6 protein-coding genes and 1 pseudogene are annotated in these 8250 nt (G+C 76.0%); 4 read left to right on the top strand and 3 right to left on the bottom strand.

Translation table 11 applies throughout. From position 1 onward, the window contains the following. Both FXF65_RS23515 and FXF65_RS23510 read left to right on the top strand, forming a co-directional pair. On the top strand, window positions 1-666 hold the full coding sequence (locus tag FXF65_RS23515; RefSeq protein ID WP_187412497.1) for a GNAT family N-acetyltransferase: 666 nt from the start codon (window positions 1-3) through the stop codon (window positions 664-666). Continuing rightward, window positions 663-1400, top strand: a complete 738-nt coding sequence (locus tag FXF65_RS23510) for a thioesterase II family protein (RefSeq protein WP_148352183.1) — start codon at window positions 663-665, stop codon at window positions 1398-1400. The genes FXF65_RS23515 and FXF65_RS23510 overlap by 4 nt, the downstream gene beginning before the upstream one ends. 99 nt (window positions 1401-1499) lie before the next feature. Here the strand turns inward: FXF65_RS23510 and FXF65_RS23505 are convergent, their stop codons facing one another. Then, window positions 1500-2558: a S1 family peptidase gene (locus tag FXF65_RS23505; protein ID WP_246199033.1), complete on the bottom strand. Its 1059-nt coding sequence runs from the start codon at window positions 2556-2558 to the stop codon at window positions 1500-1502. 354 nt (window positions 2559-2912) lie between these two features. On the opposite strand from FXF65_RS23505, the gene FXF65_RS23500 reads away from it, so the two are divergent. Both FXF65_RS23500 and FXF65_RS23495 read left to right on the top strand, forming a co-directional pair. Further along, window positions 2913-3866, top strand: a complete 954-nt coding sequence (locus FXF65_RS23500; protein WP_148352181.1) for an ornithine cyclodeaminase family protein — start codon at window positions 2913-2915, stop codon at window positions 3864-3866. 135 nt (window positions 3867-4001) lie between these two features. Then, window positions 4002-4676: pseudogene (locus FXF65_RS23495) on the top strand (response regulator); the annotation flags it as partial. Here FXF65_RS23495 and FXF65_RS23490 read toward each other — a convergent pair. Together FXF65_RS23490 and FXF65_RS23485 are read right to left on the bottom strand one after the other, a co-directional pair. Further along, window positions 4608-6491, bottom strand: coding sequence for an ATP-binding cassette domain-containing protein (locus FXF65_RS23490; protein WP_148352179.1), 1884 nt, complete (start codon window positions 6489-6491; stop codon window positions 4608-4610). The pseudogene FXF65_RS23495 and the gene FXF65_RS23490 overlap by 69 nt on opposite strands. A gap of 24 nt (window positions 6492-6515) precedes the next feature. Further along, on the bottom strand, window positions 6516-8195 hold the full coding sequence (locus FXF65_RS23485) for an ATP-binding cassette domain-containing protein (protein ID WP_148352178.1): 1680 nt from the start codon (window positions 8193-8195) through the stop codon (window positions 6516-6518). Window positions 8196-8250: the final 55 nt, after the last annotated feature.

The following is an 8250-nucleotide window of genomic DNA, read 5'->3' as shown; positions in this document are numbered from 1 at the left end:
GTGGCCGACCCCGCCGGGGCGGCCGACCCCGCCGGGGCGGCCGACCTCGTCGTCCCGGCGGTCACCGAGTGGACGATGGAGATGACGGACGCGGCCGACCTGCGTCCCGCGCCGCTGCCCGGCGTCGAGATGACGTTCACGCTCGCCCGGCGCCCCTCGGCGGACGTGAACCGCGCCCTGTACGCGGCGGTCGGCGCCCGCGTCTGCTGGACCGACCGCTTCCCCTGGACGCACGCCGACTGGCGCGCCTGGGTCGAGCGTCCCGAACTGAGCACGTGGCTCGCGCTGGCCGAGGGGACGGTCGCCGGGTTCTTCGAGATCGAGGCGCAGCCCGGCGGGGACACCGAGGTCTGCCTCGTCGGCCTCACGCCCCCGTTCGTCGGCCGCGGCTGCGGCGGGTACCTCGTCGAGCAGTGCGCCCGGCGGGCTTGGCGGCGCGGCACGCTGTGGGCGGCGGGGGCCGGGCCCGCGTCGCGGGTGTGGCTGCGGACGAGCAGCCTCGACCACCCGAACGCGCTCGCCAACTACCGGCGCCGGGGCTTTAGGGTGGCGGCGGAGAGCACAGCGCCGAAGCCCGTCCCGGACCCGCGGATCGCGCCGTGGCCGCTGCCGCACGATCCGCGCGGCCCGGCCGCCCGGCGCGCGGAGGAGGAGTTGATCCCGTGACCTGGTTCCGCTGCCCCGAGAGCCGTCCGTGGGCCCCGCTGCGGCTGTTCTGCCTGCCGCACGCGGGCGGGTCCGCGGTGTTCTACCGGCCGTGGGCGGAGGCGGTCGGCCCGGCCGTCGAGGTGCAGGCCGTCCAGTATCCGGGGCGCGCCGACCGGCTGGCGGACGCGCTCGTCTCCGACGCGCATCAGCTCGCGCGCATGGTCGCCGGGGCGATGGCCCCGCTGGCGGACCGTCCGGCCGCGCTGTTCGGGCACAGCATGGGCGCGATCCTGGCGTACGAGGTGGCGCGGCTGCTCCAGGAGCGGGGCGTCCCGCCGGTGCACCTGTTCGTGTCGGGCGCCCGTCCGCCGCACGACCGCCCCGACGACCGGGTCGCGGCGCGGGACGACGACGGCGTGGTCGCGGAGATGGTGCGGCTCGGCGGCACCGACGCCGAGGCGCTGCGGGACCCGGAGCTGCGCGAGATCGTGCTGCCCTACGTCCGTAACGACTTCGGGCTCATCGAGGGCTACGCCGAGCGGCCGGGGCCGCGGCTCGGCGTCCCGGTCACCGCGATCATCGGGGACGCCGACCCGCACGTGACCGAGCGGCAGGCCGCCGGATGGGCGCGGGCCACGGACGGCCCGTTCGCGCTCCGCGTCCTGCCCGGCGGCCACTTCTACCTGACGGACCGGCGGCCGGAGGTCGTCGCCGAGGTGCTCCGCACGCTCGGGGTCCCCACCGCGCCCTGACCGGGCGCGGACGGAGACGAAGCCTGCGAAGAGAACGCGGCGGGCCGCCCCGAGGGAGTCCACGAAAGGGGCGGCCCGCCTTGTCCCGGTGTCACCGGGTCAGTAGATCGACACTCCGTACACCTGCATGGCCTCGGTGACGGGCTGGAAGTACGTCGTCCCGCCCGAGCTGCAGTTGCCGCTGCCGCCCGAGGTCATGCCGAGCGCGACCGCCCCGGCGAACAGCGAGCCGCCGCTGTCGCCCGGCTCGGCGCACACGTTGGTGCGGATCAGGCCGGTGACGCTGCCCTCCTGGTAGTTCACCGTCGCGTTCAGCTGGTTGACCGAACCGCCGTGCACCTGGGTGGTGCTGCCGCTGCGCTGCACCTGCTGGCCGACGGTGGCGTTGCCGGCGGAGGTGATGTCACGGCTGCCCTGGCCGTACAGGCTGACGGCGCCCTGCGTGTCGGCGGGCGTCGAGGTGTACTTGACGAGCCCGTAGTCGTTGCCGGGGAAGCTGCTCCCGGCGGTGGTGCCGAGCGTCCGACCCGAGGTGTCGGTCCAGGTCGAGCCGATGTTCGTGCAGTGCCCGGCGGTGATGAAGTAGTACTCGTTTCCCTTCTTGACGTTGAAGCCCAGCGAGCAGCGCGACCCGCCGGTCTTGATGGCCTCGCCGCCGAGCGTGAACTTGCGGAACGATCCCGCGACGTGCTCGGTGCGGATCGCGGAGCCCTGCTTGGCCGCGGCGGCCTTGACCTTGGCGAGCTTGGCGCCGGTGACCGTGTCGTCCACGGACAGGACCACCTGGTTGCTCGCCGGGTCGACGGCCCACGCCGTGCCGGGGACGGTCGCGTCGCGCTTCAGCCCGTCCATGACCTTGGTCAGGTAGGAGCCGCTGCGGCCGACGACGGCGGGGACGGCGCCCGCCGCGCGGACGGTCCGCGCGGCCTCGGCGTCGGTGACCGTGACGACCAGCTTGCCGCCCTTCAGGTAGGAGCCCGCGGTGCGGGCGCCGAGCTGGTGGGCGAGCGCCGTCGAGACCTCGCCGGGAGCTGGCGGGGCGACGGACGCCGTGCGGGTCGCGGACGCGCTGGGAGCGGTGGCGAGGGTCGCGGCCACCAGCCCGGCGGACGCCGTGGTGACGGCGGCGACGAGCACGCGCCTTTGACGTTTCTTCACTTGTGCCTCCACGGGGGGTTGGGCGCACCCGTCTGGTGCACCGGAGGTGCTCGACATGGTGTGTGAACGGTCAAGGAACACGTAAGACGCAGAAAGTGACCAATTCAGGACGGAGGGCTTGGCACCCTGGTATTGGATCCGTGGTCAGCGTGCGGACACGCGCCGTCACCGGCCCAATGGAACGGGCCTTCGCCCGGCGCGGACCGGCCCGCGTCCAGGCCAGGGATTGGGACCCTCCAGCCGTGTCGCGGCGGGCGGTTCCGGTGGACCAATCGCCTCACCAGGCGCGATCACATCACCGGTTTCGGTCACGGGATGGTGACGGCGGCGCTCTGATGACGTGAGAATGGTCCGGTGACGCTCCTTTTGACCCGTTCTGACCTAGAGACGCTCCTCGATCCGTCCGAGTGTCTCGACGCCCTCCGCCGCGGCTTCGGCGCGGCGGAGGGCGCGCCCACCGCCCGCCGGGTGATCGGCCGGCTGCCCGGCCAGGGCACCGCGACCGCGCTGCTGCCCGGCCTGGTGGCGGGCCTCCCCGCCTACACGGTGAAGGTGAACGCCAAGTTCCCGGGCAGCCGCCCGGCGCTGCGCGGCGTCGTCTGCCTGCACGACCTCGGCACCGGCGAGCTGCTCGCCCAGCTCGACTCGGCCACGGTGACCGCGTGGCGCACCGGCCTCGCCGCCGCGCTCGGCACGCACGCGCTGGCCCGCCGCGACGCCCGCTCCGTCGCGGTCATCGGCGCGGGCGCGCAGGCCGAGCTGGTCATGCTCGGCCTGTCCGAGCTGCGCGAGGTGGCCGCCCTCACCGTCTGCGACCTGGACGCGGGCCGCGCCGCCGCGTTCGCCGACCGGCACGGCGCCCGGCTCGGGATCGCCGCCGAGGTGGCGGCCGACCCGCGGGACGCCGTCCGGGACGCGGGCATCGTCGTCATGGCGACGTGGGCGCGCCGTCCGATCCTGCACGCCGCGGACGTGCCGCGCGGGACGCACCTCACCTCGCTCGGCGCCGACGAGCCCGGCAAGGCTGAACTCGGCGCCGACCTGCTGGAGGGCGCCCGGGTGGTGGTCGACGACGTGCCGCTCGCGGTCGAGATGGGCGTCCTCGCCGAGGCCGGGCTGGACGTGAAGCACGCCGCCGGAACGCTCCGCGACGTGCTCTGCGGCCAGGTGCCCGGCCGGGTCAGGGGCGACGAGATCACCGTGTACGCGCCGGTCGGCCTGCCCTGGCAGGACCTCGCGGTGAGCTGGGCCGCCTACCGGGCGGCGCGCGCCGCGGGAACCGGAACCGAGTTCGATTTCCTTGCCTGACGTGCTCGAACACGCCATTCCCGAAATATGTATGGGACCGGATACCGGGTTTCGTCCTGCCTTTGCAATGACGCCATGAATAGTGTTGACTCCACGCGGTAGGGAATCCCCCTGACTCGACGTCAAGGTGGTTCTATGAGTGATCATTTTCGTTCGGTGCGAAGTTCGGGGCGACCGCCTCGGTACACCGCCTTACTTTCATCTTCAGAATGGCGTTCGGTAATTACTCCGGCCGGTCACGCCGCCGTGCCGGAGTCGCCGGGTCCCATTGTCAAGGAGACGAAGATGATTCGTATTCTCCTCGCGGAGCGGGCTCCCCTGCTCCGCAGCGGACTCGTCGCCTTGTTCGAGCGGGTGACCGACCTCGACGTCGTCGGCGCGGTCGGATCGGGGGAGCAGGTGCTGCGGGCCGCGCGCCGGCACCGTCCCGACGTCGCGCTGATCGACGTGAGCCTGCCCGGCCTGGACGGCTTCGCCGCGACGTGCGCGCTGGGCGAGGCCGTGCCGGAATGCCGGACCGTGCTAATGGCGGGCCGCTCCCGGGCCGGCGACCTGCGCCGCGCCGTGGCCGCCCGCGCGGCCGGACTCGTGTTGAAGGACACCTCGCCGGGCGACCTCTTCGAGGCGATCCGGCGCGCCGCGGACGGCGCGCGCGTCATCGACCCCGACATGGCTTTCACCGAGCTGGGCTCCACCGAGAGCCCGCTGACCGAACGCGAGATGGAGGTGCTCGCGCTCGCGTCACGAGGAGCGACCGCGGCGCAGATCGCCGAGGATCTCGTCCTCACGATCGGCACCGTCCGCAACCACCTCTCCCGCATCAACCGGAAGATCGGCGCGCAGAACCGGGTCCAGGCCATCCGGATGGCCGAGGACGCCGGATGGCTCTGAGCCCGAGCCGCCGGACGGCTCCGCCGGCCCCGCGCCGGAGCCGTCCGACCAGCGCCCGCTGAGGTCGCGGTAGAGGGGCGACACGGCGGGCAGGTCCGCGTGCCGCCCGAGGTGCGCGGACGTCCCGTCCAGCACGAGCACCCGGCGGGCCCGCGCGGCGGAGCTGATCCGGTGCGCGATGACGATCAGCGTGCCGGGACGGCGCGCGAACGCCGCCTCGGCCCGCGCCTCGGCGGCGGCGTCGAGCCGGTGCGCCGCCTCGTCCAGGATGACGACGGGCTGCGGCGCGAGGTAGGCGCGGCAGAGCGCGACGCGCTGCCGGTCCGCCTCGGTGAGCTCCGCCGGGTCGAGGTCCGCGTCGAGCCCGCCGAGGCCGCGGACGAACCCCGCCAGCCCCAGCTCGGCCACCGCCCGCGACACCCGCTCGGGCGGCGCGTCCGGCGCGTAGTAGGTCAGGTTGTCGCGCAGCGTGCCGCCGAAGACGTACGCCTCCTGCGGGATGAGGACGCGCCGCGCCGGGTCGCCCGCCGGGCGACCCTCCACCCGCACCTCGCCGGCGTCCGGCTCGGCGAGCCCCGCGATCAGCGCGGCGAGCGTCGACTTCCCGATCCCGCTCGGCCCGACGACGGCGAGGTGGTCGCCGCGCGGGACGACGAGGTCCAGGTCCTTGATCACCGGCCGCGCGCCGGTGCCGTAGGCGAACGACACCCCGCGCAGCTCGACCGCCGGGGCGTCTTCGACGTCCCCGTCCGGCTCCGCGCGGACGGGCTCGTCCGGCGCGCTCGTCTCCAGGATGCGGCCGAGCGTCACCGCCAGCCGCAGCCCGCTGCCGCCCATGCCGTGCACGAGCGTCCGCAGCGCCGGCTGCAGCCCGTGCAGCACGTAGGCGAGCGCGCCGATCAGCGTCCCCGGCGTCGCGCCGCGCTCCATCAGCCACGGCGCCGCCGCGAGGACGAGCAGCAGCGGCGTCCAGCCGCCGACCGCGAGCGCCAGCGCGCGGACCGCGGCGAACCGGGCGACCGCGCGGCCCGCCGCCGCCTGCGCCTCGACCGCCGCGCCCAGCTCCGCGCGCAGCGCGTCCTCGCCCCCGCAGGCGACCGCGTCGCGCAGGCCGGACGCGAGCGCCGTCGTGCGCGCGGCGACGTCCTCCTCGCCGACGACGAGGTCCCGCTGCCGGACGGCCGCCGCGCCGAACACCGCGCCGAACAGCAGCAGCCCGAGCACGAGCGGCGGCACCACCAGCAGCGCGACCTCGGGCATCAGCGTCAGCAGCCCGAGCAGCGCGGCCCCGGCGGTGAACAGGAAGCCGCGGGCGATGACGAGCAGCCCGCCGAACGTGTCCCGGACGATCTCCACCTGGTGCGTGAGCCGGGCGACCGCGCCGGTGTCGGGACGCCCGCGCGTCGACCGGTACAGCGCGCCCCGCACCACCCGCCGGACGAGGTCGTCGCGGAACGGCTCCACGATCGCCGCGAGCGCCGGGTAGAGGCGGCGGCTCCCGAACGCGCCCGCGAACGCCGCGACCGTCAGGACGCCGAGCCAGACGACGGCCGTCGGCGTCCGGCCGGTGCGGAACGCGTCGGTCGCCTCGGCGACGGCCCGCCCGAACAGGGCGGTGGGCACGGCCTCGACGACCGACCACGCGGCGGCCCTCGCCACGGCGCGCGGCCGGGCGCGGATCGCGTCGGCCGCCGTGCGGCGCAGCAGCCGCGCGGCGTCCCGCCTGCTCCTCATTCCATACCTCTCATCCCGCACCTCTCATCCGGTGCCTCCGAAGAGCGCGCGGTAGTCCGGGTCCGCCCAGAGCGCGCGGTGGGGGGCGAGGGCGCGGAGCCGTCCGTCCTCCAGCCAGGCGACGAGGTCGGCGCGGGCGGCGGTCGACGCCCGGTTCGTGACGATCAGCCGGGTGCGGTCCGCGAACCGCTCCAGCAGCGCGTCGGTGATCTGCAGTTCGGTGACGGTGTCGAGGCTTGACGTCGCGTCGTCCAGCACGAGCACCCGCCCCACGTGCGCGAACGCCCGCGCGAGGCCGAGCCGCTGGAGTTCGCCGCCGGACATCGGCGCGTCCGCGAGCGGCGTCTCGTACCCGCGCGGCAGCCGCCGGACGAAGTCGTCGGCGCGCGCCGCCCGCGCCGCCTCCCGCAGCCAGCCCTCCGGCGGACGGGTCGGGCCGAACGCGAGTGCGTCCAGCACCGTGCCGCCGAACAGCGCGGGCCGGGCGAAGGCGTAGCCGACCTCGCGGCGCAGCGCGTCCCGGGCGAGGCGGGGGAGGGGGACGCCGTCCAGGACGACCTCCCCCCGGTCCGGGTCGGTGAGCCGGCCGGCGAGCGCGGCCAGCTCCGACGCGCCGGAGCGCCCGGCGACCGCCACGGCCGCGCCGCCGGGGACCGTCAGCGTCAGCCCGGCGAGCGCCGCGCCGGACGCGACGTCGCGGAACTCCAGCTCGCCGGGGCCGGGCGGGAGCGCGTCCGCGCCGTGCGCCGGGGCGGGCAGGACGAGGATCTCGTCGGCGCGGGCCGCCCCCGCGCGGGCCCGGCCGAGTCGCAGCAGTTCCGTCAGCACCGGCCCGAACCCGGCGGCGAGCCCCGCGTACTGGACGGCCGCGACCAGCTCGCCGGGCGTGACGCGGCCCGCCGCGAGCTCGACCCCGGCGACCGCGACGGCCGCGATCTGGAGCAGCAGCAGGGCGAGCAGGCCGCGCGCCGCGACGCCGCCCTGCACCCGCCACATCGTCTCGCCCTCGGCGCGCAGCCCGGGCAGCGGTTCCAGGACGCGGCCGCACTCGCGGTCGGCGGTGCCCGCGGCGGCGATCGTCCGGGACCCGCCGAGCGCCTCGGCGAGGCGGCCCGCGATCGTCCCCTGGACGGTGAGGTAGCGGTGCGCGGTCTGGCCGATGTCCCGGACGAACGCGCGCAGCAGCAGCGCGACCGCCGGGAACGCGACCGCGATCGCCGCCGCGATCCGCCAGTCGAGCAGGCAGAGCGCGACGAGCGCCCCGGCGGCGGGCAGCAGCCCGGCCGCGGCCTGCGGCGCGGCGGCGGGCGCGACCCCGGCCTCGGCGGCGCCGCCGACGACCCGCCCGGCCACGTCGCCCGGCGGGACGCGCAGCGCCGGGCCGACCGCGAGCAGGTGCCGCACGAGCGCGTGCCGCAGCCAGGCCGTCGCGCGCGCGGCGGCGCAGCCGGTCGCGAGCTCCGTCAGCACCTCCGCGGTCGCGGACAGGGCGACGAGCGCGACGCACGGCCACACCGCGGCGGCGGCCGGGGCCCCGCCCGGCGGGGCCGCGTCGATCGCGCGGGCCACCGCGTACGGGAGCAGGACGGTCGCGGCCGCGTCCGCGAGGGCGGCCGCGCCGACCAGCGAGGTCCAGCCGCGGGCGCGGGCCGTGGCGCGCAGCAGGAGGCGGTCGGGGCCGGAGACGGCGGGAACGATGTTCATGCGGAAACCGCGTTCATCCGGGAACGGTGTTCATGGGGTCTCCAAAAGGGGGCGG

This window comes from Actinomadura syzygii (assembly GCF_008085905.1).
Taxonomy (GTDB): Bacteria; Actinomycetota; Actinomycetes; order Streptosporangiales; family Streptosporangiaceae; genus Spirillospora; species Spirillospora syzygii.
This window is presented reverse-complemented; position numbering and strand designations above follow the sequence as displayed.

Coding starts and splice junctions, on each gene's coding strand:
- FXF65_RS23490 (WP_148352179.1), bottom strand. CDS start 6,491: ATGAGGAGCAGGCGGGACGCCGCGCGGCTGCTGCGCCGCACGGCGGCC.
- FXF65_RS23485 (WP_148352178.1), bottom strand. CDS start 8,195: ATGAACATCGTTCCCGCCGTCTCCGGCCCCGACCGCCTCCTGCTGCGC.